The sequence below is a fragment of the Stenotrophomonas sp. STEN054 genome, from assembly GCF_056854535.1.
Window position 1 is genome coordinate 37,925 of the sequence record NZ_JBXFWG010000016.1, and the last position, 22,358, is coordinate 60,282.

The window sequence follows — 22,358 nt, forward strand, 5'->3', positions numbered from 1 at the left end:
TTACTGCTCGATGGACACAATCGACAGGCTCTGCGTGATCGTCTGACTGTCGAAGCCACCGGACTGGTGGCTAACGGTCTGCTCGGTGAAGCTCACAATCTCGGCGCGGTAGCTACGGCGCGTCGTGCCGTTGTTGTTGTCGTTCAGCGTGAGAGACGCCGCCCAGGACGAATCGGCCGTGTCAGGGCCATCGATCTCATTCAAGATATTGACGGTGCCGGTGATCGGGATCTGCTGCCATAATGTCTCGGCCTGGCCATCCAGTTGCCGATACAGGTTGATGGTGCCGCCATTGGTGCCGGCGCCCGCGACGAAGCCCTGCGCGTTCCCTGCGTTCTTCATCCGGCGATGCTGACGATTGAACCCAACCACCACCTGCTTGTTCCGGCCGTTGGTATCGAACGGCCCGACCAGCACACTGTTCCCCGTGGTGACGATCTGCGTGCTCTGTGCGGCATTGCGAAGGATGCCAGCAGCAATCGCCCCGCCCCAGTACGCGCTACCGTTGCGGTCCATCCACATGGTTGCGTTAGCCTTGTTGGCGTTGGAAGCCCCCACGTTCGGCCCGAAGTAGTCGATCAGGCCGTCAGCACCGAAGTTGTTGCCGATAATGCGCTGCGAATTCCCTGACCACACACGCAGATAGCCTTTGGTCAGTTCGAAGCCGTCAGTGCCGCCAGGCGAAAGAATGTTGACCGCACTGGCCAAGATGTCGAGCGACGACGTCTCGCCGGTAACGCCCAGGCGCATACCCGCAATAGTCCCGTTGGCCTGAACCGATAGGTTCCACTGCGCAGATGCTTGGTCACCTACTTCATACGGCGGCGGCTGTGTGGCTCCCTCAGCCACTACCGAGAGCATCGGATAGAACATCCAGAAGTACGGGTCATTTTCACCCGTGTTTTTCAGGTTGACAGCAACACGCATTGACACCGCGCCTGCGGGCGGCTTGGCAATAACGAACGGACGCGGGTACGCCCGCAAATCCTCGCGACCGATTGCCGAAACCCCAGAGAACGCCGAGTAGGGCGAACCCGCAATCATCTGCCCAGCACTGTTGTAAAAGTCGATTCCGATACGCGCTTGCGTTCTGTGCGTGTTGAAGTATGCAGAAAAACAGTAAGTTTTTCCCTGCTCCACCGGCATGCGTTGTTCTGTCACGTAGTAGAAGTCAGGATTGGTTCCTGTTGCGCCTGGGCGCATGCTGCCAATCGCGCTAGGCATGCCATACGGGATGAAGTCGGCATTGCCGGTAGGGTTGCCCAGTTCCTGATAGCCAATGCTAGACGCCCAACCCCACCCAGTGCGCTGCCAGTTCGGAAAGGTGCTGTTTGCAATCAGGTTGCCACCACCGCCCTGGTTGTTAAGCTGCACGCGCATTTCCTGCACGACAGAAGCATCAGCTTTGCCGGCCATGGACACCTGCACGCCATCAATGCGGCTGGCCTGAGCTATAATTTGCTGGCCCTGCTGGGTCACCGTTGCAGTCAGCGAACTGACACCGGCCGCGGCCGCATCAGCGGCGGACTGTGCGGCATTTGCCTCAGTAACGTCCAACAACAGGAAGTCGTCCCACAAGAGCTGAGTTGCGCTGGTGGTCGCGTTGGAGCTGTTCAGCTGTAGGACCGCGCGGTTCTTACCCTCCGGAATGGTGATCTTGCCGCTGACCTTCTGATACGCGTCCTCGGGAACGTTTGCCAGGGTGACGGTCTGAAAATTCGGATAGCTCTGCGATGCTCCGTTGTCACTGAGCTGCAGTCGGAACTGCATCGTTCCAGCCCCAGGTCCTACCCGTTTGACCCACCCTTCCCCGTAATAGGTGCGCCCGGGCTGCACGTCGAACGTCTGCAGGGACGTGGATCGGAGATTGGAAGCGAACGACACCAGAAGTGCGTTGGAGCCAGTTCGCCCCCCGGTAGCGATCACTGCCCACGACTGGATCAGCGTTCCCACAGCGCGCGACTCGAAGCTGCCATCCACCACCATGTTGCTGCCGGATCGGTTGGCCTGGTCCAAGCTGGCGTTCACCGCAATGATCGACTGGCCTTGGGACGAAACGGTGCCCTGCAATGCCGACACGGTCACGTTGAGCGCGCTGGTGGCTGCAGCATTGGCAGCGGATTGCACCGACAGTTCGTCGAGGGAGGGAGCGTACCCCGTAGCCACTGCTCCTACCTGCAGCTGCGTGTTGTCCCACTCCACCCACTGCCCGGCGATGTTCAGACCGTAAATGCGGATGTAGCAATTTGCGCGCACTGCGTTGGACGGTGCGACCGTGTTGGTGGTGAAAATCTTCCTTGACCAGTTCTCGTCGGCCAACGTCTGGTTGCCAGACAGGCCGGTATAGGAGATGACGCTGTTGTTGGCGTCGATCCATGCCAGCTGCAGGAAGTACCGAGCACCAGCGCTGCCGCGCACGTTCACCGATAGCGTTGCCCGCTCTCCGGGGGTGACCTTCGCGGCCTTCACGGACGCATTGCTGATTGCCTCCAAATATCCGCTAGTCGGTACGTTCTCAAGCTCCCAACGCCAAGCCCTTGTCGAATTGGGCAGCGTGGAGGCCGCGAACAGTCTGCGAGTCGTGGCACCGCCCAGCCCGCCGCTGTTGTTGCTCCAGCCAGGCACCGCCCCCGGACTCGCCCCATCCTCAAACCCGCTGTTTCCAAGCTGGTTGTCGCCTCCGACTGCCGCGAGCGAGGCAGTCACGCTGTTGACGGCGTTGCCGATGCTCGTGATATCGCTTCCCTGCAAGGTCACTTGGGACTGCAGCTGCTGCAAGGCGGTGTTGCTGGCCTTGCCGTCAACGTCCGTGCGAAGCGCGCTGAGCAGGTTGGATTGCGAGGAGATCTGGCTGCCTTGGATTTGGACAGTGTTCGTCAGCGCTTGCAGCCCTTCGGCTGTGGCCAGAACGTCCGTCACCTCCTCCACCATCACGTCGTCAACGCGCAGCACGCCGGCGGTGTGGTCACAGACGATGTTCAGCCGAAGTGCCGAGATCGTACTGGCAGTACCCACCCACTCAACCTTGGTCCAGTCGGTTCGACCCGCAGCAAACGCCAAGCCTGCGATCAGCCCACCGTCCTGGTTGCCGATTCGTACCTTGCCGTTGCCTGAGCTGCCGTTATAGTCCGCGTCGGTTTGGTAGTAGGCGCTGACCCGATACTTCTTGCCGAGCACCACTGGCATGTTCGCGCCAGCATTTGCAGTGATAGTCCGAGTGCCGGCGGCGGCGAGCACGCGCAGGCACTTGCCCGAGCGCCCCTCCGCCACAATGGCCACTGCCGCCGAATTGGGGAACGTCCAGCCGCCTCCCTCCCCTTGCTCGAAGCCGCCGTCCAGCACCATGTTGCTGCCCTGAGCAATCAGCCCAGGCAGCTTCGCGTTGACGGCGGTGATCGACTGACTCAGTGCGGCAACGTCGCTCACCCGTGCGAGCGCCTCCTCTTGCACCGATGCCGAGGTAGCCAGGCCACCCGTGCCGGCCGGCATCCGCACCTCCATCGCGTTGATGCGCTGCACCTGGGCGCTGTCGGCCGCCACTCGCGCCTTCAACTCTTCATAGGCGAGGCCCGCAGTCAGCTGCAGCGGGTCCGTGCCGGTGTAGTTGCCCCGCATCTGCACAGCCAGGGTGTTGCGCTGGCTCGCCTCCGCTGCGATCGCGTTGGTGCGAGCAACGGTCTCGGCCTGCACCAGCGCCACAGACGCGCCCGGCGTCGGGCGCCCGACCGCCACCCAGTCCACCAGGTAGTAATTGGCCACCGTCTGCGCTGCGCCCAGCTGCAGGCGGATGCGGTCGACCGTGCCCGGCCACCAGGCAATGTCCTGCACATCCACCGTGGCCACGCCGTTGGCGTCCCACGCCGGCTCGGCGATGGCCGCCCGCTTCTGCGTGTTCCAGTTCTGGTCGGTCGGGGTGATCCACTGCAGGAAGCCGGCCCACGTCGGCGAGCCGACGCGCTTCACGCGCAGCTTCACGAAGCGGTAGGCGCTGCCGTCCACGGCCAGCGCCGCCGGCGACTGCACCCACGGGGTCGCCGCGGCATTGGCCGGCCGCAGCCAGCCGTCCACCAGCGTGGGCGCGCCGTTCCCGGTCCAGCCCTCCACCGTCTGATCGAAGTACCAGATGGCGCGGCTATCGAACTGCGTGCCGCTGCCGGCGGCCACCTCGGACAGCGCGCGGGCCAGCGACTCGACCTCGCTCTGCCGGGTCTGCTGCTCCAGGCTGATGGCCGCCTCACGGGCCAGCTTCTCGTTCAGCACCGCATCGGCACGGGCACGCGCCTCGTCGGCAATGTCCTGCATGGCCTGCGTGTACTGCTGCTGGCGCAGCGTTGCCTCGGCCAACAGATCCTGCGCGGCCTGCGCCATGGCCGCTGCGCGGGCGGCAGTTTCGGCAGCGTCGGCCCGCATGCGGGCAAGCGTCTCGGCCGCCAGCTTCTCCTGCTGCTCGACCAGGTCGGCAGTGGTGGTGGGCGCGGTGGCCTCCACCGTGCTGCCGGCGCCGGCCTTGCCGCGCACGGTCGGGGTGATCCGGAACCACCACTTCTGGCCGCTGCCGTCGCTATAGAGGTAACGGGTTTCGGTGGTGCGGTGGATCTCCGTCCACGGACCTTGCGCGCTCGGGCCGCGCTCGATCACGTAGATGACGCCTTCCTGGTCGACGGCCGCCCACTCGATCAGGACGCCATCGGCCACCGGATTCGGGGTAACCCCCTCCACCGGCGGCACGGCGGCCGCCTTGTACGGCATCGGAAACCAGTTGGCGTAGCGCGGCGCGGCCGGCGATGGAGACGGCAAAGCGCTCCCGCCGATATCCACCAGCGTGAGTTTCCGTTGCAGCATTGGGTTACCTCAGAGGGCGTTGAGCGATTGACGCAAGGCAGAGCTGGCCGAGGTGCGGACGCCCTGAGTGGTGGTGGAAAGGAGGTCGCGCAGCAGCTGGTTCTGCTCCGCCAGCAGCGCGTTGCTCTGCTGCACCGCGGTCGTGGTCGCGGCTTGGCCGTCGTTGTTCACGACTAGGTCGAACACGGCGCGGCTGAAGTTGTCCGGGAGGGCTTCGATTGCATCGGCCAGGGCGCCCATGCTGGTGCCGTCCTCCATATCGAGGTCGCCCACCTTCATGCCACCGATCAGGCCGGTGACCTGGTCGTAGAGCCCGTTGTAGTCCTGGCCGCTGGCGTAGAGGTTCCGACCAAAGCCCAGGGCGGCCTGAGCGGCCGCCTGCGCCGCGCTGGTGTCGCCGCCGGACACGGCGCGCTCCAGCTCCTTCATCGCCTCGCTGAGCTTCTCTTGGTCCGTCAGGGGCGACAGATCGCTGATGGACAGGCCGTACTGCATGGCCTTCTTCTCCTTGTCGATCTGCGCCTGCAGCTTGCCCATGTTCGTAGCACGCAACGCCTCGATCTTGGCCAAGTCCTCCGCTCGTGCCCCGGACAGGCCCAGCGCCTTGGCGTAGTCGTTGGCCGACTTCACCTGCTGGCGGTAGGTCCGCTCGATGCTGAGCGCCTGCTGCTGGTAGCTGGACAGGTCGCCGGTCAGCAGCTGCGTCGACACGTCGGCCATCAGCGTGGCGTAGTTGCCCAGCAGCCCGGTCACCTTTTGGATCTGCGTGGCCAAGTCCGTGCCGGCCACGCTGGCAAGATCCTGGAAGTAGTCGACGGCCTTGTTGACCTTCTCGATCTCCAGCCCATTCAGCGCGCGCCCGAGCTGGTCCGCATTGCCCACGGCCAGCTCGAGGGATGCGCCCAGCGCCGTGAACACGTCGGAGGCTTCAAAGTAGCCGTCCAGCTGCCCTCCAAAGCCCGCCGCCTTCACCGCCTCGGTGAACAACCGATCGGTCATGTCGGCCAGGTAGGCCTCCAGCTGCGACTTGGCCTCGGCCGAGTCCGCCGACAGCTGCAGCTTGCCCAGCGAGACCTTGACGCCGGCCAGCTGCCCCGACAGGTCCACGCCGAGCTGCTTGGCCAGGTCCGTGGCTGCGCCGCGTACCTGTCGTGCCGCCATGTCGAACGTGCGGTCAATGCCAGGATCGAGCGCGGCGTACTGGGTCCACTTCTTGTCGCTGCGGAACAAACCACCCTTGGCCTTGATGTCGGCGTAGGACTGGCCGTTGAACCCGCCAAACCCGTAGTCACCCGTGATGCCCTGGCCGGTCACCTTGGGAGTGCTGCGGCCGAACAGCTTGGCGTGGATGCTGGACCCCGACAGGATCGAGGCCACCTTGTCGTTGAACCCGAGCCCGCGGAATCCTTTGTCCGCCAGCCCCACCGCACCGGCCGTGGCAATCTTGCCCGCCCAGCTCTCACCGTTGGAAATGTTCCAGCCCTGGTCGAACAGTTCGGCGTTCTTCATCATGCCGGCCACGATCCAGCCGATGATCGGGACCACCGCAGCCGCAGACGATGCGGCACCGGCGCCGGCGGCAGCCGTACCACCGGCCGCCGATGCGCCACCGCCTGCGAACGCGGCGATGTTGTTGCCGAAGCCCATCAAGCTGCCGGCGCTGACACCGCTGCTCGCGGCGCCAGTCGCTGCACCGAACAGGCCCTGCCCCTGCGAAAGTAGCCCCGCCACACTGCTCAGGTTCTGCCCACCTGCAGCAGATCCGTTGCCGCCGAACAGGCCCATGATGCTTTGCAGGCTCAATCCACCACCCTGCCCGTTGATCCCGTTCATGATCTGCGTCTGGATCGGAATCACGATCTTCTGCTTGAGGATCTCCGCGATCATGTCGCGCATCCCGCGCTTGGCCACGTCCTTCAGGTCATCCCACAGGTTGTGGAAGTTCCGGAGGCCATCCGCGGCGAAGTCGGCGAACGCATCGACGCCGTCAGCCGCGACCGACACGATGACGTTGGCCAAGGCCTCCGCGTTTGCCGCAGCCTCCTCGATCTGCACCGAAAGTTCGGCAGCGGCAGCCGCGGCGGCCAGCATCGCTTGCTCGTACTCCGCGTAGCTGCTCGCGCCCTTGGCCAGGGCCAGCGCATCCTTGCCGCCAGCGGCTTCCGCCGCCTTGCGCAGCTCCTCGCGCATGTCCTTCTCGTTCACCAGCTGGCGACGGTAGAGTTCACGCGCGCGCCCGGTCTTGCCGAGCATTTCCAGCTCGGCACCAAAGGTGGCCAGTAGCTGCTCGGGGCCGCCCATGGCCTTCTCGACTTCGGCGGCAACCTTGGCGTACTCCAGGGCGCTCTGCCCCATCAGCACGTTCGCATCTGCCTGGGCGATGTTGCCCTTTGCCAGGAGCCCGTTGTACTCGGCCATATTGCCAAGGTGCTTGGCCATGGCCTCAGCGAGAGGGCCCTCCATAGCGCCGGCAGCTTCGTCGGCCTGCTGCTTATAACGGGCAATTTCCTCGGCCCGACGCTTCGCGTCGGCATCAGCCTTGTCGCGCGCTCCCTTATCAATGTTGCCGGTAGGCTTGTAGCCCACCGCATTCGATTTCAGCGCCGAGTCCGGCAGCATCTGGCCGTTGTCGATCAGAGTCACCTGCGGCCCATACCGGCGAGTCAGCTCGCGCTGGATCCGCAGCCGCTCCGCCAGAAGCCGCTCGGCTTCTTTGTCGCGCTCCGGGGAGGGCGCTTCCACCGAGAGCAGCAGCTTGCGCCGCGCGAACAGGTCGCCCATCTGCTCGTTCAGTGCATCCTCGCTGGCGTTGCTCAGCGCACCAGCCGAAGCGCCCTCCAGTGCCTGCAGCTCTGCGTAGCGGCCGATCAGGTTCACGATCTGAACCGCGCCCTCCGCCATCTGCGCGGTCAGCTCTGCGACCCACTTCGTCGCCGTGGTGAAGGCGTTTCGCGTCTGCTGCGACGCCATAAACTCGGTCAGGTTGTTCAGCGTCGGCAGTAGTTCCTCCGCCACGCTCACCTTCAAACCCATCATGGCCAAGTCGGCTTCCTGCGTGATCTCGCGCAGCCGATTCGTTGCCTTCGTGGTCTTGCCATCGATGATCGCGCCCGCTGCCTCGGCAGCGTCGCCCCACTGGCGGAATCCGGCGCTGTTGTTCCGCAGCAGCGGAATCAGCATGGACGAGTCGCTGGCGATGGCCTCCATGTAGAAGGTCAGTTCGGACTGCGACAGGTTCGCCCTTTCCAGGCTGTTGAAGTACATCCCCAATGCATCGGGGCCAGACAGCTTGCGCATCTGCTCGGCGGTAACACCGGTGCGCCGTGCGATGTTGTCGAAGAAATCGGCCATCGCACCGCCGCCCGTCTGGACGTAGTCACCGATCTTGTCCTGCACATCCTTCAGGATATCCGCCAGCTTTTCGTGGCTGATACCAACGACGTTCGCACCGGCTGCCATCCGCTGGAACGCCTCGGACGTGCTGCCCGACAGGGTTGCCATGCGGTCGTACTGCACGCTCAGGTCGGCGACCTGCCGAGACCAGGCCACGGCCGCAGCCGTGGTCGTGGTCAGGCCAGACGAGATCGCCAGGCCGATGGCCGTCCCCGCCTTCCGCGCTACGGCGTGCATGCGGTCCATGGACTGCGAGAACTGGCGCTCTGCCTTACCTGCGTCCTTCACGAATGAACCCGTCTTCATCAACAGGTCGACGGTGAGGGTGTAGAGGGACATGTCGGCTCCAGAAACGAGAAAGCCCCGCACTAGGCGGGGCTTTTGGTTGGGGGCCGGAGAACCGGCTATTCACCCATGGTTTTTGAATGGTGACGCTCTGCCTGGATCACGCGAGCCAGTGCAACGAGGAATACGCCGAATGCAATAGCACCGACCCCCATGGTCCCCTGGGTGAGCATAAGCAGCCCGGCCAGCGCGGCCAGTAGCCCAAGAACGGCCAGCACGATATACATCGGTCCCCCTCAACTGTGGTTGTGGGGGAATGATGCCATCGATCCACGCGGGGGTCAGGCCGGTACTTCCTCAAACTCCATCGTGCCGGAGAAGTAGTTGCGGCTGATGTTCTCGGCACTTGGCAGCTGGGTCGGGTAGCCATAGATGGCAGCGCGCGCCGCCAGCGCTGGGTTGAACGCCTTCGTAGCCATGTCCCTGTACTGGGGAACCACGCATGACCGACGACGCCCGGCCATCGCCGCCGCGACAGTCTCCCAGTCCACACCACCAGCCAGACCGCCGCCGCGCACAATCTCGGTAGCCCTTCCGGACAGGTTGCACGTCATGCGCCGATACAGCGCACCATCCACCGTGTTCAACTGTCCGCCCTTGGTCCTGGTGTGGGCGCTGCTGTCGACCAGCACCACGCCCCAGCCGTCGCTGATTCCAACATCGACCGCCCGCAAGATTGCGATCTCCCCTATGTCGACGTTGGTGTCCGTCGTGACGACCTCGACCGACACCACCGACACCGCGGCAGTTCCTTGCGGAAAGAGCCAGGCGCAGACGCTGCCATCCGGCAGCTTGATGGTCGTGCCCACCGCGCCGGCGGCACGTACCTGCACACCGGCCGGCACGCTTAGGCCGAGGACCGCCACGATGCCCGGCACGATCGGCTGCGCAAGATTGACCGTGATCGCAAGGGTGCCAGTGCGCCGGATGCGCGATGCGCGCCCCGGCTTGCCGTCGAACAACGCCGAGCCCTGATCGGAAGTGAGCCAAGTGCCGCCGGTGAGCGTGGCAGTCACAACCGCCGGCATTCCAAATCCAATAAGCACGCTGCTACCCCCACACCGTCATCACCACATCACCCGTGGCAGGGTTCCGCTCCACGCGGCGCACCAGCACCGGCTTGCCGTCGGCCAAGCCGTAGCGGCCGTATGTCAGGCGCCCGACCTGTCCAGGCAGCGGCGCCAACTGCTGGTCACCACGCACGGTGAACTGGTAGAAGAATCGCTGCTGCCGGTAGATGCCCACCACCCGGTCGATCTCGGCCTGGGCATCGAGAGAATGCCAGAACAGCGATATGACCGGATCAGCCGCATCGGCGCGGCGGTAGTGCGCGTCCAGCGGGCCGGCAGCGTACACCTGGCCGCGGTATAGGGCTGTCAGCTCGTCGCGCCGCGCCTGCGGCACGTCCACCAGGTCGGTAACCAGATCCGATGCCCCCAAGGCCTGCGCGTTGGGGCGATAGGCCATCCGTCGCGTCAGGTTCGGAGCATCATCGGGGACGCCAACCAGGTCCGTTGCCATGTCCGCCTCAGACAGTTCAAACGCCATCGGGCCGGTGAACGCCTCTGGCGCCACAACGCGGACAAACCGCAGCACACCGGTTGCGTCCTGGTAGCAGCCAGTTCCGAAGCTCGGGAGCATCGCGTTCAAGGCGTCGCGACCAGTGACCGCCGAGCCTGCGTAGTAGCCGATCCCGGCATAGCCGGTGGCAGCATCCACCGCTTGGCAATCGGCCAGAGACCATGCCCCACTCCCCAGGCGGGCCATCACATCCGCGACGGCAGCGGCGAGGGTGGCCGGCGCCATGGCGGGCCCGACACTGGACATGTCCGCTACCACAGGCATCACCGGCGGCGACTTCATCAGCAGCTGCTGACCATCCGGCGACACGCTGAACGTGCCCGGCTCCATCAGGTCGCCACGGTCCATCACCGCGTCGAGGTAGACACGCCCGTCCGCGACGAACATCGCTGTAGCGTCCGAGTTGCCGCCTGCCGCCGGAACACTGGCCACGGCGCCGATCACCACCGGCTGGGGCTTCCAGGCAAGCGACGCGACGTTGGGGAGGAACACCCCGCGGTTCAAGGTCAGCCCCAGATAGTCGTGGGCATCACGCAGGTGCAAGGTCTTGCTGCCGTCGTCGTTGATCTCGATCTGATCGATCGCGCAGCGGAATACCGGCGCCGCGTCGGCCAACATGGCTGATTCATCCACCATCAGGATCCGCACCGGCTCGCCGGAGGCGCCAGAGAGCGCCATGGCGTCCAGAAGCCCCTCTGCGTCGGCAACAACGCACTGTGCGGCAGCCGTCTGCGAAACAGGATCGCCACCCCATGGCCAGAAGCTCAGCTCCTGCACCAGGTTGACGCCCTCGGCAATCAGCCCCTCAAACCGTGCGTTGGCCGGGCTGTCGCCCGGGGCACTAAGCCAGTCAGCGTCGGCCAGCCGGATTGGGGCGACTGCCACGGCATCCAATCGCCAGCCGGCAGCTGCTGCCTCGCTTCGCGGCGCCCACTGGCCAGCGTTCACCGCCACGCACAGGCCGCCGGCCTTTGTGGCGGCCAACCCCGCCGCGAAGTGGAGCGGGCCGCTGAGCAGCAGGTCGCGCTGGTGGACCATTGCGCCGTTCACGTACAGCTGCAGGCGCGACGGGCTACCGAAAGCGATGCGCAGCCCAACGATATCGCCATGAACTACGGCAGGCAGGCCGGTGGCGATGGCGCCGACACCCTGCAGCAGGCGCCCGGTAGCCAGCTCCCAGCCAATGCCGTTGGCGTTGGAGCCCGGCGACTGGCTGAGCGACGCGGCCGGGGTCACAAACCCCACGACCGCGGCGAGCGCGTCATCGCCCCACACGGCGAACTCCACCCCTACCGTGCCGCTACCCAGCGCGAAGTCCGAGCGCGCGCACCTGGCGCCGTTGGCGGCGGCTGTCGTGGCGAGTGTCAGCCCCCCGTCGCGCGCAGCGAGCAGAGGGCCAATGGGGAGCGCCGAGAAGCGCCCGAAGGTATCTGCCATGGGTTATCTCAGGGATTCAAACCAGTCCTGCGCCTCGTCGTCGTCAGATCGAGGAACAAGGGTCTCCAGGAACTGCTGCATGCTGTGCTTCGTGCCACCTTGGCTGTGCACGGCGGTGATGTAGGCGACGAGCGCGGCGGGCTTCTGGTGGATGCTGACGGGATCGATAGGGTTGCGCTTGTTGAACTCCCACCACCACAGGAACTCTTTGCGCGACATGGTGGCGCGAAGCTCGGCCACCGTGCGGTGGAGGTGACCGGCCAGGACGTGCCAGAACCATTCCTCGCCACGCTTCCTTAGCCGTTTCCCGCTTCTTCCTGCAACGCGTCGGCATCACTGCCGAAGCCGGCGTGCTTGAGCGCAATGGACTGCAGGCTGGCCGCCACCTTGGGCTTGAGATCACCAGCCTGCTTTTCGGTCAGGACGCGCTTTCCGTCCTCGTCGCAGATCGTGGCCGCGATCAGCTTGGCGCGGTCGCCGGAGGCATACAGGTTGCGGAATTCGGTATCCGGCAGCGCGCGCACGAAGAAATGCGCCTTGCTGCCATCAGGCAGTTCGATGGTGTCCGCCTGTACGTGCTTCGCAGCGAACATGCCGGCGTTGGTGAATGCCTGGAGGATGCTCACCGGCTGCGCCGGCCGGGCTTCGGTGTTTTCGCTGGTCTTGCTCATTGGCCGTTTCCTTGGATGGCGACAGGACGTGCGGGCCGCGCACGGCTAACACGCGGAGATTCCGCACGCCCTGCCAAAGATGTGGCCCGCCGAAGCGGGCCAGGTGTTCGCCGTTACCCAGCGCTTACGGTGCCGGGCGGTGGGTCTCGACGGCACCCGAGCCACGGATGGTCATCGTTGCCTTCCAGACGTCGTTGTCGGCCACGGTGACAGCGAAGTTCTGCACGAAGCCGTTGAACTGCTTGCACAGCACGGTGGTGGGCGGGGTGATGACGCCATCGACCGCGACCGGCTTGGCAACGCCTGCCGTCTCGCTCGCCGGAGCCGTGACCAGGAAGTTCACCACAACGCCGGTGCGGTGCAGCTCTTCCAGCGCCTCGGAATCGACCGAGTCATAGATAACTTCGATGGTGGTGCTGCCCGTTGCCTTGCGGCCGGCAACGAACTGGTCCCAGTCGTCGTCGAAGTCGGAGATATCGATCTCCGACGCCTGGCCATCGGGGAAGCCGACCGAGCGGACACGGGTCACCTTGATGACCTCGGCCTCGCCGATGGCGATGAACAGCTGGGTGTGCTTGGACTTGAGTACCTGTCCCATGGGGTTTCCTTGTGTCTCGCCCGGTGCCGGGCATGAAAAAAGCCCCTTTCGGGGCCGCTGGGTTTGCCGTTGTCTGGATCACCGCAGCTGCAGCAGCCGCACGTCGAAAGAGATCCCGAACGCACCGGTGTCGTCGTCGTCCGGCGGCGGGTTGTAGGACTCGATGCTGCCCACCTTCTCCACGGCATCGCGGATTGCCATTGCCGCCTCATTGGCCTGGCCGGTGTCCCTGCCCCACACCGTCAGGCGCACACGCCACCCGTCCGCAGGAGGAGGCTCAGACAAAGCACCCACCGGCGCGCCTCCAGCGGTTGTCCAGGTGGCATAGGGCAGCGCGGTGTCCTGTGGTGCTGAATTTGGGTAGACACGGATCGGGTCACCGAGAACACGGCGCGCCTCGGCATCGCCCTGCAGCAATGGTTGGATCAGAGGAACCATCAGCGCCACCCCCTTGCCCGCATCACCTTGCCGATGGCTTCCCGGGTCTGATCGATAATCACCTGAGCCGCCTCCGGCCCCTTAGCCTCTGCGGCCGGAGTGAGAAACGGCTTCGCCGCCATCTTCTTCGTGCCGAACTCCAGGTATCGCCAGTAGTAGGCCCACCCGGACTGCACGTATGCCTTGCCGACTCGGCGCTGGCGCCGATTGCGTTTGGTGTTCGCGTACTTGGCCCGCTTGCCGGTCTTCACGCCAACTGTGAAGTACTCCCCACCAGGTCCAACGCCGGCCCTGTTTCGGTTCTTCGCGTTTGCTCGCCGCACCACAATCTGTTTCGCCAGAAAGCCACTGGCTCGGCGTACACGGCCACGCGCCGCATCGCGGATCACGTTGCCGCCGCGGCGCATAGCCGTTTGCAGTGGCTTCCCCTGCAGCTCGGCCGGCAATGCCTTCAGCGATGCCAGTAGCCCTTCCAGCCCGTTGATCTGCAGGTGCTCAGCCATCGGAAAGTCCTACATCCACCATGAGGGTCAGATGGCGACGCGCGGTAGGGTCAGGCAACACCGCGCGAATCGCGTAGATCTGGCCGTCGAAAAGCACCCGCATCGTGTTGACCACTCCGGGAAGGAAAGGAACCTCCATCCGAGCACTGACCTGGCCATGCTCGGCGGTGGCGGCAGTAAACTCCCGGCCGGACAATGGAACTACTTCAGCCGGAACGGCGGCCCTCCAGTCCACCCACGAAGTTCTGTCGCCGCCGAGAGGCAGGCGCACCCGTTCCTCCACCTGCAGGGTGATCCGGTGCCTGTACCTGCCAGCCATCACACCCCCCAGGTGACACGGTAGGGATTGAGCAGCCGGCGCACGGCCAGGTCGCTCTCGTCCTTCTTGAAATAGTAGTCCCCGACCAGCAGATGGGCGGCCTGCTTGAGGGCGGCGGGGATAGGAGCCGGCGCAGGTGGCGCCGACTCATCCAGCCACGGCACCGACCGACCGATGTACTGCTCGATGTAGTCCTGCGCCGCCTCGATGTGGCCCGTAATGAGCGCGTCGTCGGCGTCGTGGATCACCGGCAGGCTTTGCTTTGCCTCAGCCAGTTCGATGAGCATGGCTCACTCCTGCGACGCGGGCGCCGCCGCCAGCGCGGCATCGATGGCCGCAATGACTGCCTCGCGCGCCTTGGCGCCCTTGGCACTCTCGGCAGCCCGCGCTTCCTCCAGGGTCGCACGATCCGTCACACCCGCTACGGCGGCGATGACCTTGTCGGGCTTCTGGCGGATCAGCTCCGCGCCGGACGGCGCGCCAGTGGGGGTTTTTCCTGCAGGCTCAGTGGCGGTGGCGGCGGCGGTGGCGTTGGCGTTGGCGTTGGCGTTGGCGTTGGTCTTCACTAGACCACGTGCCTCCAACAGGCTGGCGTGCTGCGGTGATACCTCGAACACGGTGCCTCGAATGCGGCTACCGTGGTGTTCAAACGAACTCAGAGCGGTGACTTTCACCACGTTTGATCTCCTGGAGTTGGTCGGCGCCGGGAGGTTCCCGGCGCCTAGTAAGGATCAGCCGCCCGCGCCACCACCTGCGCCGTCAACCACCGGCAAACCGGTAAAGCCACCCTTGACGAGCGCTTCAGGACGGAACACCGTCAGGCCCACATCCTCTTCGCAGAGGATGGTCACCATGTTCTTGACGAAGTTGTCGCGGTCCTGGTTGGAGACGGTGATGTTCGCCTGCTCACGGTCCCAGCCTTGGGCGGCCATCTTGAAGGCGCCAGTCAGGAAGTCGCCCACGTCCATGGCCTTGGTGGCCACGACCGGCCGCGCCCACAGCCCGGGAACGGCCAGTCCACGCGGCGTGGCGAACAGGTAGGCGTTATCGGTGGTCTTCGACAGCTCGATGGTGGTCCAGTCGATGGGATTCAGCACGATGCCGTCGGCTTCGTACTCGGCCAGGGTGACCTGCAGCATGGCGATGCGCAGACGGTCGATGGCAGTTTCGTTCTGCACCACCACGCCCGGGTTCGCGTAGACCGAGGCCTGGGTGTAGAGACCGTTGATGTTCAGGCCCACGCCGGAACCCTTCAGCAGCTGCGCTTCTTCCTTCACCTTCAGGCCGTACATCAGGCGGCCATTGATATAGGCCTGCAGCATGCTGGCATCGCGCAGGACCTGCTTCGACGCGCGGATCCAGTGGGCGATGGTGGCGATCTTGGCCGAGTCCAGCTCGAACGCCAGATCCGACTCCGGCTTCGGATTGTTCGGGTTCTCGGCCACCACGTCCGCGTTGTTGGTGAAGCCGGTCTCGCGCACGTATTCGATGCTGTCCGAGGAGGTGGGCCCCCAAGTCAGCAAATCCCGGATGAAGAGGCGCTGGTTCGGCGTTGCAACCACGCCAGGCACGCGCTGCGGCTGGATCAGCGTGCCGCCCGAGGCGTCTTCGCGGGTGATCGCCGCCTTGACGGTGAAGCTGCCCTGCATGCCGGGGTTGAAGTTCTTGCAGGCATCGGACGTGGCAACCACTTCGCCGATGGTCAGGGACTTGGCCGGGCCACGGCCGCCCTGCTCCAGCTTGGCGATGACCTGCTGGGCAGCCTGCAGGTTGGCCTGCAGCTCGCCCTGGGTGACCAGCAGTTGGTCGACCTTGGCCTTGGTTTCTTCAGACAGCTGCGCGTGGGCGTTGATATCGGCCCTCGCCTGCTCGGCGTGTTTCTTCAGCTGCTCGTTCACCTGCCCGAGGCTGGCGTTGATGTTCTTGATGTCTTCGTCGATCTGGGCCATTTAGGCGCTCCTTACAGGATGGTGGTGAGGCTCGCGGCCAGTGCCGCAGTGGTCGTGAAGCCGGCAGCGTCACGCTGGCCGTTGTCGGTGGGCTCGCCCTCACCGCTGCCAGCGGGATCGCCCGCGCTGGACTTGAACTGGCTGATCAGCCGCATGGCCTCTGACTTGGGCATGCCAGAGGCCCGCAACGCGGCCTCCATGCGGCGGACAGCAGATGCGCTCTTGCTGTCGTCGGTTTTGCCGATCTCGTCGGAATCCAGGAGCGAGTCCGCGAACCCTTGAGATACCGCAGCGCTGCCGCCGATGTATGACTCGCGGTCCATCAGCTTCTGCATGGCCTTGACGTCTTCCCCTGTCCTGGCGGCGTAGACATCGGCCATGGCCTGGTCGAATGGTTCCAGCTGGTCAGCGATCTCACGCAGCTCGTGGCGGTTCCCTGCTGCCAGCAGCCAGCAGTTGTGGATCATCAGGAAGCCGGCGCGTGCGACCTGGACGGTATCCCCGGCCATAGCAATGATCGAGGCCGCAGAGGCTGCGATGCCCATCACTTTGATGGTGACCTCGCCGGGGTGTTCGCGGAGCATCGAGTACATCGCCAGCCCTTCGAACATGTCCCCGCCAGGCGAATTGATCGCCACGTTCACAGGCCCCTTCCCCAGTGAGCGCAGGGCGGCCGACATTCGCTTGGCGGTGAATCCGCCGCCGGTCCACCAGTCCTCCCCAATCACGTCGTAGATACCGATGGTCCGGTCTTCTTCGCCATCGGCTGCCGCGCGAATGGTCGAATCCCAGCGGTCGAAAGCTGCCGGTGCCACATAGCTGCGCACGTCCATCTGCGGCCGACCCCTGGGGACGCCCGGAATGGTTCGGGTGGTCATCATCTATTCCTTGGTAATGGGGTCAGAAAGGCCCAGGAAGGCACGCATGGAGGCGCGGGCTGCGTTGCCGTCTCCGGACTGGCCCAGCTTGTCCAGCGGAGCAAGGGCGGTCTGGACCGTAAGCACCGCGGCGTTTCCTCCCATGGGCTCACGGTCCTCCAGCTCCCGGACTTCGTCGCGGGTCAGGATCCCGTTGTTGACCATGGCCGCGTAGAAGGACGCGCGGCCGGCGCTGTCGGCGCGGAGCAGTCCCTCTACCGCAAACTTGGGGTAGTAGCGCTGACGCTCGGCCGGGGTCAGAAGGTCCTTGCTGATCGCCTGCTCAATCCGCCGCAGCCAAGGACCGAGGGTGAACGTAAGGAACCCGATCATCTGCTGCTCGATGCCGGTGCCCCAACTGGTGGACTTCTCGCTATGGCCGACCATGAAGGGGGGAACACGGAACCAACGACAAATTTCCTCTACCGAGAAGGCCCTCGATTCCAGCAACTGCGCGTCGGCAGGGTTGATTCCGATGGTCTTGATCTCGGAACCTGCCTCCAGGATCACAGGCCGGCCAGCGTTAACCGCACCACTGATCGCCTCGAGCGACGCGCGGGCGTCGTTACGCTGATCCGGCTTCAGCGTGCCCGGGTAGGTGATAGCCGTAGTGGGCATCAACCCGCGCGCAAAGGTACTGTTGGCAGCACTGTCAGCACCGATTGCGGCACCAAAAACTTCTGCGCCGTAGGCGATGACGGACACCCCCTCCTTACCGTCGAGCGAGAATCCTGGAATCGTCCAGATCCGCTCATTGGGGATCTCGCGCTGGAGTCCGTCATCGTCGGTGTACCGCCAGACCTTCACGCCCTCCCGCTTAAACCAGGTAAGCCGGTCAGGGTGAAGGAACACCAGGCCGACCAACTTCCCGCCGATCATCAGCTTCTCGCATCTGCCGTTGCCACGCAGGAGCATCGCTGCAACCTTGGCTTCCCAGTGCACTGCTGCAGTAGTGTCGGAATTGGGCTGGTCGTGCAAGATGAAGTGCAGCGGGTGGTGGGTTGCTACCCTCTTCCCGCTGCTCGTCTTCTCATACATCGACAGCGGAAGCGTCGCGATGGTTTCAGAGATGATGCGGACGCAGGACCATACAGCGGACAGCTTCAGCACAGTGTCCTGATTGACGGGGACCCCGGCCGACGAGTGCGCGCCGTGGAATTGCTTCCAGAAATCCCCATCTGTCAGGTGGATCGGCACCCCCAGCCATTTGAGGACTGACGCCCGGAGCAGGCCCGGCTTCTTCGACTGCGCGCTCATCCGATCACCGGGCTGTAGATGAAGTCGCCGGCGTCGTCCTCTGACTCCACCGGCATACTGATGCCGATGGCCATCAGAAGGGCGACCATGTCATCCACCTTGTCGGGCGAACGCTTCTTGTCGGGCTTCATGTTCAGGTTCCCGTCTTTGATTGCAATGAGGTTGGACGCACACCAGTTCAGAACCGGGTCGCTCCCGTGCTGGATGCGCTTGCCGATGTAGGCACGCTCCAATTCGGTCATTGCAGGGTGATAGTTCTTCGTGGTCTGGTTGAACTCGATCATCGGGTGACCATCCGCGATCAGCCTTTGGCTGATCTCATGCGCGTTCCACCGGTCGAATGCGATGGCCTGCGGATTGAACCGCTCAATGTCCTCACGCATTCGGCGCTCAACCACTTCGTAGTCGGTCACTTCCCCATCGGTGACCTCGATCAGGCCACCGGCTACCCAGCCCGCGTAAGGGACGACGCCACGCTCAGTTCGCACACGGACAGCATCAGAAGGCACGAATCGACGCCCCCAGGTGTAGTAGATCCCGTCAACCTTCCAGAGCAAGCGCCAGGCAGTGAGGTCGGTGGTGCTTGCCAGATCGAGGGCGGCCCAGCAGGGCTGCCCCACCAGATCATCCAAGCTCACCACACCCCCGCATCGCTGCCACTTCGTCAGATCGACCCAGCCGGTTGCAGAGGACGCAGGCCTGTTTAGCCGCTTGATCTTGAACTCGGCGAGCTTGGACGGCATCTGCCGCGCCTCTACCGATTCCTTCCGGATGGCCTTCAGTAGATGCGGGTTGGCATCCATGAGCGGGTTGGCCTTGGGCCAGGCCGACTCGTCAAACTCGTCGTCGTCGTCATCGACCGCGTAGAACAGGACCAGGAAGTGATCGGCCGAATCGCCGAGAATGCCCTGCAACACCTGCTTTGCGAACTGTCGGATCTCGCCCCACGGCCCAGGGTTGGTGTAGCCCTCAGTAGTGGTGTAAAGCCAGAGCGGATTGCTTCGCGCGCCGGCAGCGGAGGTCAACACGTTCAGCAGGTCAGCCGACTTGTGGGCATGGATCTCATCAAGCCCGACATGGGACGGGTTCAGGCCGTCTTGTGTGCTCGCCTTGGCGTTGATGGGCTTAAAGCTCGCCCCCGTCTCGATGCGACTGATGGAATTTGCCCAACACGTCAGCCCGAACGCCTCCCGCAGATCGCCCGTTTTTTCGGCCATCCGTTTGGCGACGTTGAAGATGATCCGCGCCTGGCTGCCGGTGGTCGCCGCCGAGATGATCTGGGCGCCCTCTTCTTCCTCGCAGCACTGGCAGTACAGCAGGATGGCAGCTGCGAGCGTGGACTTTGCGTTCTTTCGCGCGACCGCGAACAGGGCAGACGTGAATCGGCGGCTGCCGTCAAGATTTCGGAACCCGAACAACTGCACGACGAAGAACACGTGCGAGCGGTGCAGCTCGATCTCCGGCCGGGCCCACTTGCCCTCAACGTGCGGCAGCTTCTCGATGAAGTCGCAGGGATCGCACGCGTGCCACTCGTCGAAGACAAACGGCGGCCGCTTTCTCTTCGCCCGCTTCAGGTCTGCCAGGAACCGCTTCGCAGCCAAGCGGATCCATTTGCCGAACTTCTTCCCTTTCTTGTCGGCTATCGCCTCTTCGGCATAGCTGGTGGCGATGCCGACATAGTCACGCACCGGGCTTCCGTTTAGCCCCGTTGTTTCCGAAGGCGTTGCCAGACTTCTCTGCGTCACCGCTCGGGCGCACCTTGCCCTGTGCCACCGGCGTCAGGCCGAAGTCGTTCAGGAACCCACGCAGCTGCGAAACCATTGACGCCACTGGAGCCAAGCCGGCCGCGTACATCTGGACAGTGTTGCCGTGCAGCGCACATAGTTGGCCAAGGGCAGAAAGCCCAGCCTCGGTCAGCAGCTTGTTGGCATGGAGAATCGGAGCAAGGCGCTCCCATTCCTTGGTGGCGTGCGCGTTCGGCAGCCAGTCCGGCGGCGAAGGCACAGCAGAAACCAGTGGGAGATCGACCGCCTTTTGCGGCTCACGATCTGGGCGGTCGGTTCCCGCCACCACTTTCAGCGATGTCGGTTTGCGAGGATTGCCCATGTATCGTTCCAGCAGCGCAACGGCCGCACCTCTGAAAAATGGTTTTTCCCAACTGACGGTGGGATTAAAAGGGGGGGCGCACGTATCGGGGCGGGAGGTCCCTGAACTTTTCCCCCTCCCCCACCCGGCTTGGTTAATATTTCGTTATGTTCCGTTCTGATTTTGGGACGACACCCTTCCGACGCCGATTGCCGAACCCACCGTCCTCGCGAGCCGTTTTGGCGTTGTGGCAGTGCGCACACAGGCCTTGAAGGTTCGTCAGCTCGTTGTTCCGACTGTCACCATCGACGTGATCGACGTGTGTTGCCGGCTTGATTCGCCCCATCGCCTGGCAGCGCACGCACAGCGGTGATGCGGCCAGCACAATCGCCCGCAGTCGAAGCCATGGGGACGAATTAGTTGCCAACGCTCGGTCAGCCTGTCGGTCTCTGGCGGGCGGAGCGTATGACTCTCTCGACCTACCGTGTGGTCGATGCTTCGGGGGGCGGACGGGCATCAGTAGGGGTTCCCATCCAGATCCACACGTTGCCCTGGCTCAGCATCCTCAGACACCGGTGTTCCCAGCTCCTCACCCAATAGCATCGCCACTGACTCGGTCAGCAGCGCAATGCTCTCGGCCTGCTGGCCGATCTGCTTGCCCTGCTCCGCGATGATGGCGTGCTGCGTTTCTGCCAAGGCCAGCAGCTTGTCGAGCCGATCATCCACCACGATCCACCTCGATCACTTCTTGGCAGGAGCGGACTTGGTTGTCGGCGTCTCGTCCGACTTGAACAACAGCGCCCGCAACCTCTGCTCGTAGTTGGGCTGCCTGGTCACGTTCGACGGCGCCGGCGACGGCTTGGGACAGGAGGCTGGTGCTACAGGTGGCGAGGTCGTCGCGCAGCTGGAGACGACCATCGCGCAGGTCAGCAACAACAGCAGCAGGGACGGCCTGGGCCGCAGTGCGATCTTCTTCATGCTTCGCTCCGATGGCGGCCATCTCGTCGGCCTGCTGGTGTTCGACCGCGCGGGCCTGCTGTTCAACTTGTAAGGCTTGCTTACCGATTGCCACCTGGCTCAGGGCCTCGCTGCCCTCGGCGCGATCACCGCGCCACGCCCAGCCTGCACCGAACATGGCAGCGGACCAGAGGACGAACGCGGCGAGCACTGCTGCAGGGTGCGTCATGACCGACCCTCGCACATGGCGCGCTCAGCAGCACGGCGGTTGGCCAGCCCCTGCACGCGCTTGCCACCCGCGTAGACCCAACGGTCCAGTTCAGCGCACCAGATCGCAGCCGGCTGACCGTCATTGATCTTTCGCACCAACGTCGAGTTGCAGGCTGCCGCCACGCCGACGTTGTAGGTCCAGCTCAGCACCGCCGCCCACTGGCGTTCGCCGAGCGGCACCTTGATGCATTGGCTGACTCCAGCCAGATACACACCGAGACGGCTATTCAGCTTCGCTGCGCATTCCTGCTCGGTGTAGACCGGTTTGTCTGGACGGCTGGTGTCGCCGTAGCAGTGCGTGGCTACGCCCACAATGTCGATGTAGGGGGTGGGCGACCAGTTCTCCCAGGGCTTCACCAGCGAGGCAGCGGCCAAGCTGATGACTGCAGCGGCGCTTACGCCAATCAGTTTCGCCTTCATGCCTGAGCCCTCTGCCGCCACTCGCGGATCCAGCGCCACCCGAGGTAGCTGATTTGACCGACCAGGTAGATGATCGTCAGCACCACCACCACGCGGTCGAGGTTGGCGCCAGCGGCAACCGCGCCGGCGACCGTCACTGGCGGCGCAGCCTTCGCTACAGCACTTGCGGCAGTGCCAATGATTTCGTCCTTCATGGTGGCCCCGTTGCTTGTCCGGTTCGGCATATGCCCCTCCCGGTTGATAGGTGCCCGCCCCTAGCGCCGGCTGGGCACGAGAGTTAGTCCGGCTGGGACGCGGGCAAAGAAAAAGCCCCGGCTTGGCCGGGGCTTGCGATTGGATGGTGGCAAGAATGCCCCCTTTTCCGATGACCTAGGAA

Annotated in this window: 23 protein-coding genes; all 23 read right to left on the reverse strand. The window is 64.3% G+C overall.

All coding sequences use genetic code 11. The annotated features are described in order from the left end of the window. The gene (locus tag AC1VXD_RS08570) at nt 1-4,842 is read right to left on the reverse strand and encodes a carbohydrate binding domain-containing protein (RefSeq protein ID WP_482991697.1); all 4,842 of its coding nucleotides are present in this window, start codon (nt 4,840-4,842) and stop codon (nt 1-3) included. 9 nt (nt 4,843-4,851) lie between these two features. Next, nucleotides 4,852-8,574, reverse strand: coding sequence for a phage tail protein (locus AC1VXD_RS08575; RefSeq protein ID WP_482991698.1), 3,723 nt, complete (start codon nt 8,572-8,574; stop codon nt 4,852-4,854). A 65-nt stretch (nt 8,575-8,639) separates the two neighbouring features. Beyond that, entirely contained in the window at nt 8,640-8,807 is a 168-nt protein-coding gene (locus AC1VXD_RS08580) for a hypothetical protein (RefSeq protein WP_482991699.1), read from the reverse strand. Between the two features lie 54 nt (nt 8,808-8,861). After that, a complete protein-coding gene (locus tag AC1VXD_RS08585; RefSeq protein ID WP_482991700.1) occupies nt 8,862-9,596 on the reverse strand; it encodes a hypothetical protein in 735 nt (244 codons plus the stop codon). 34 nt (nt 9,597-9,630) lie between these two features. Next, nucleotides 9,631-11,598 carry an SPRY domain-containing protein gene (locus AC1VXD_RS08590; protein WP_482991701.1) on the reverse strand — a complete coding sequence of 656 codons (1,968 nt, stop codon included), beginning with the start codon at nt 11,596-11,598 and terminating at the stop codon, nt 9,631-9,633. 3 nt (nt 11,599-11,601) lie between these two features. Then, nucleotides 11,602-11,838, reverse strand: a complete 237-nt coding sequence (locus AC1VXD_RS08595) for a hypothetical protein (RefSeq protein WP_313418243.1) — start codon at nt 11,836-11,838, stop codon at nt 11,602-11,604. 56 nt (nt 11,839-11,894) lie between these two features. Beyond that, nucleotides 11,895-12,269, reverse strand: coding sequence for a hypothetical protein (locus AC1VXD_RS08600; protein ID WP_482991702.1), 375 nt, complete (start codon nt 12,267-12,269; stop codon nt 11,895-11,897). Nucleotides 12,270-12,393: 124 nt separating this feature from the next. Beyond that, nucleotides 12,394-12,867 carry a phage tail tube protein gene (locus tag AC1VXD_RS08605; protein ID WP_482991703.1) on the reverse strand — a complete coding sequence of 158 codons (474 nt, stop codon included), beginning with the start codon at nt 12,865-12,867 and terminating at the stop codon, nt 12,394-12,396. Nucleotides 12,868-12,945: 78 nt separating this feature from the next. Then, nucleotides 12,946-13,305 carry a tail completion protein gp17 gene (gene gp17, locus AC1VXD_RS08610; RefSeq protein ID WP_482991704.1) on the reverse strand — a complete coding sequence of 120 codons (360 nt, stop codon included), beginning with the start codon at nt 13,303-13,305 and terminating at the stop codon, nt 12,946-12,948. Beyond that, on the reverse strand, nt 13,305-13,808 hold the full coding sequence (locus AC1VXD_RS08615; protein ID WP_482991705.1) for an HK97-gp10 family putative phage morphogenesis protein: 504 nt from the start codon (nt 13,806-13,808) through the stop codon (nt 13,305-13,307). The genes gp17 and AC1VXD_RS08615 overlap by 1 nt, the downstream gene beginning before the upstream one ends. After that, on the reverse strand, nt 13,801-14,127 hold the full coding sequence (locus AC1VXD_RS08620) for a phage head closure protein (protein ID WP_482991706.1): 327 nt from the start codon (nt 14,125-14,127) through the stop codon (nt 13,801-13,803). Before AC1VXD_RS08620 ends, AC1VXD_RS08615 begins: the two co-directional genes overlap by 8 nt. Beyond that, the gene (locus tag AC1VXD_RS08625) at nt 14,127-14,414 is read right to left on the reverse strand and encodes a head-tail connector protein (protein WP_482991707.1); all 288 of its coding nucleotides are present in this window, start codon (nt 14,412-14,414) and stop codon (nt 14,127-14,129) included. Before AC1VXD_RS08625 ends, AC1VXD_RS08620 begins: the two co-directional genes overlap by 1 nt. Nucleotides 14,415-14,417: 3 nt before the next feature. Next, nucleotides 14,418-14,801, reverse strand: coding sequence for a hypothetical protein (locus AC1VXD_RS08630; RefSeq protein WP_482991708.1), 384 nt, complete (start codon nt 14,799-14,801; stop codon nt 14,418-14,420). 57 nt (nt 14,802-14,858) lie between these two features. Beyond that, nucleotides 14,859-16,076 (reverse strand): phage major capsid protein, encoded by a 1,218-nt coding sequence (locus AC1VXD_RS08635; protein ID WP_482991709.1) that lies wholly within the window; start codon nt 16,074-16,076, stop codon nt 14,859-14,861. Between the two features lie 11 nt (nt 16,077-16,087). After that, entirely contained in the window at nt 16,088-16,954 is an 867-nt protein-coding gene (locus AC1VXD_RS08640) for a head maturation protease, ClpP-related (protein WP_482991710.1), read from the reverse strand. Nucleotides 16,955-16,957: 3 nt separating this feature from the next. Beyond that, nucleotides 16,958-18,250: a phage portal protein gene (locus AC1VXD_RS08645; RefSeq protein ID WP_482991711.1), complete on the reverse strand. Its 1,293-nt coding sequence runs from the start codon at nt 18,248-18,250 to the stop codon at nt 16,958-16,960. Next, nucleotides 18,247-19,938 (reverse strand): terminase large subunit, encoded by a 1,692-nt coding sequence (locus AC1VXD_RS08650; protein ID WP_482991712.1) that lies wholly within the window; start codon nt 19,936-19,938, stop codon nt 18,247-18,249. Before AC1VXD_RS08650 ends, AC1VXD_RS08645 begins: the two co-directional genes overlap by 4 nt. Then, a complete protein-coding gene (locus AC1VXD_RS08655; RefSeq protein ID WP_482991713.1) occupies nt 19,931-20,356 on the reverse strand; it encodes a hypothetical protein in 426 nt (141 codons plus the stop codon). Before AC1VXD_RS08655 ends, AC1VXD_RS08650 begins: the two co-directional genes overlap by 8 nt. Before the next feature lie 133 nt (nt 20,357-20,489). Continuing rightward, the gene (locus AC1VXD_RS08660) at nt 20,490-20,852 is read right to left on the reverse strand and encodes an HNH endonuclease signature motif containing protein (RefSeq protein ID WP_482991714.1); all 363 of its coding nucleotides are present in this window, start codon (nt 20,850-20,852) and stop codon (nt 20,490-20,492) included. Next, nucleotides 20,852-21,061 carry a hypothetical protein gene (locus AC1VXD_RS08665; protein ID WP_482991715.1) on the reverse strand — a complete coding sequence of 70 codons (210 nt, stop codon included), beginning with the start codon at nt 21,059-21,061 and terminating at the stop codon, nt 20,852-20,854. The genes AC1VXD_RS08660 and AC1VXD_RS08665 overlap by 1 nt, the downstream gene beginning before the upstream one ends. After that, nucleotides 21,054-21,521, reverse strand: coding sequence for a lysis system i-spanin subunit Rz (locus AC1VXD_RS08670; RefSeq protein ID WP_482991716.1), 468 nt, complete (start codon nt 21,519-21,521; stop codon nt 21,054-21,056). Before AC1VXD_RS08670 ends, AC1VXD_RS08665 begins: the two co-directional genes overlap by 8 nt. Continuing rightward, nucleotides 21,518-21,982: a lysozyme gene (locus AC1VXD_RS08675; RefSeq protein ID WP_482991717.1), complete on the reverse strand. Its 465-nt coding sequence runs from the start codon at nt 21,980-21,982 to the stop codon at nt 21,518-21,520. The genes AC1VXD_RS08670 and AC1VXD_RS08675 overlap by 4 nt, the downstream gene beginning before the upstream one ends. Beyond that, nucleotides 21,979-22,176: a hypothetical protein gene (locus AC1VXD_RS08680; RefSeq protein ID WP_295516247.1), complete on the reverse strand. Its 198-nt coding sequence runs from the start codon at nt 22,174-22,176 to the stop codon at nt 21,979-21,981. The genes AC1VXD_RS08675 and AC1VXD_RS08680 overlap by 4 nt, the downstream gene beginning before the upstream one ends. Between the last annotated feature and the right edge of the window lie 182 nt (nt 22,177-22,358).

Excerpts from the sequence above, each read along its gene's own strand:
- AC1VXD_RS08640 (WP_482991710.1), bottom strand. The coding sequence starts at position 16,954 with ATGACCACCCGAACCATTCCGGGCGTCCCCAGGGGTCGGCCGCAGATG.
- AC1VXD_RS08600 (WP_482991702.1), bottom strand. The coding sequence starts at position 12,269 with ATGAGCAAGACCAGCGAAAACACCGAAGCCCGGCCGGCGCAGCCGGTG.
- AC1VXD_RS08625 (WP_482991707.1), bottom strand. The coding sequence starts at position 14,414 with ATGCTCATCGAACTGGCTGAGGCAAAGCAAAGCCTGCCGGTGATCCAC.
- AC1VXD_RS08575 (WP_482991698.1), bottom strand. The coding sequence starts at position 8,574 with ATGTCCCTCTACACCCTCACCGTCGACCTGTTGATGAAGACGGGTTCA.
- AC1VXD_RS08590 (WP_482991701.1), bottom strand. The coding sequence starts at position 11,598 with ATGGCAGATACCTTCGGGCGCTTCTCGGCGCTCCCCATTGGCCCTCTG.
- AC1VXD_RS08570 (WP_482991697.1), bottom strand. The coding sequence starts at position 4,842 with ATGCTGCAACGGAAACTCACGCTGGTGGATATCGGCGGGAGCGCTTTG.
- AC1VXD_RS08580 (WP_482991699.1), bottom strand. The coding sequence starts at position 8,807 with ATGTATATCGTGCTGGCCGTTCTTGGGCTACTGGCCGCGCTGGCCGGG.
- AC1VXD_RS08605 (WP_482991703.1), bottom strand. The coding sequence starts at position 12,867 with ATGGGACAGGTACTCAAGTCCAAGCACACCCAGCTGTTCATCGCCATC.
- AC1VXD_RS08615 (WP_482991705.1), bottom strand. The coding sequence starts at position 13,808 with ATGGCTGAGCACCTGCAGATCAACGGGCTGGAAGGGCTACTGGCATCG.
- AC1VXD_RS08620 (WP_482991706.1), bottom strand. The coding sequence starts at position 14,127 with ATGGCTGGCAGGTACAGGCACCGGATCACCCTGCAGGTGGAGGAACGG.
- gp17 (WP_482991704.1), bottom strand. The coding sequence starts at position 13,305 with ATGGTTCCTCTGATCCAACCATTGCTGCAGGGCGATGCCGAGGCGCGC.
- AC1VXD_RS08645 (WP_482991711.1), bottom strand. The coding sequence starts at position 18,250 with ATGAGCGCGCAGTCGAAGAAGCCGGGCCTGCTCCGGGCGTCAGTCCTC.
- AC1VXD_RS08675 (WP_482991717.1), bottom strand. The coding sequence starts at position 21,982 with ATGAAGGCGAAACTGATTGGCGTAAGCGCCGCTGCAGTCATCAGCTTG.
- AC1VXD_RS08680 (WP_295516247.1), bottom strand. The coding sequence starts at position 22,176 with ATGAAGGACGAAATCATTGGCACTGCCGCAAGTGCTGTAGCGAAGGCT.
- AC1VXD_RS08670 (WP_482991716.1), bottom strand. The coding sequence starts at position 21,521 with ATGACGCACCCTGCAGCAGTGCTCGCCGCGTTCGTCCTCTGGTCCGCT.
- AC1VXD_RS08655 (WP_482991713.1), bottom strand. The coding sequence starts at position 20,356 with ATGGGCAATCCTCGCAAACCGACATCGCTGAAAGTGGTGGCGGGAACC.
- AC1VXD_RS08635 (WP_482991709.1), bottom strand. The coding sequence starts at position 16,076 with ATGGCCCAGATCGACGAAGACATCAAGAACATCAACGCCAGCCTCGGG.
- AC1VXD_RS08660 (WP_482991714.1), bottom strand. The coding sequence starts at position 20,852 with ATGCCCGTCCGCCCCCCGAAGCATCGACCACACGGTAGGTCGAGAGAG.